This is a genomic window from Glaciecola sp. SC05 (assembly GCF_041380235.1).
GTDB lineage: Bacteria > Pseudomonadota > Gammaproteobacteria > Enterobacterales > Alteromonadaceae > Glaciecola.
Map to the genome: position 1 here is coordinate 1 of NZ_JBGIYY010000068.1, position 325 is coordinate 325.

The 325-nt window shown below is 42.2% G+C and carries 1 protein-coding gene; it reads left to right on the forward strand.

Going from position 1 to position 325, the window contains the following annotated elements; all coding sequences use genetic code 11:
• Nucleotides 1–90 precede the first annotated feature (90 nt).
• On the forward strand, nucleotides 91–325 hold a 235-nt coding region (locus AB9H30_RS19410), incomplete at its 3' end, for a phage integrase N-terminal SAM-like domain-containing protein (protein WP_371196442.1).

Sequence of the window (325 nt, forward strand, 5' to 3'; positions counted from 1 at the left end):
TGTTGAACTAAGCCGCTCCGCGGAGGAGTAATTTTCACCATTTGAACCACACTTACCTTTGGGGTTTTCCCATAATTCCGGAGGTACAAAATGAATGATTTAATCAGTCAAGTGGTTACTGAAATACACTATAGAGGCTACTCTTCTAACACGAAACAATCTTATACTAGTCACCTCATACGCATGGCCAGGTTCTTTGGTCGTCCGTTAGATGAAGTGAGTTGTGATGAGCTTAACACCTACTTTCAACATCCGTCAGTCCGACGACTTTCTTATGCCAGCATAGCGCTGCAAATTAACAGCTTAGCGTTTTTGTATAAACACG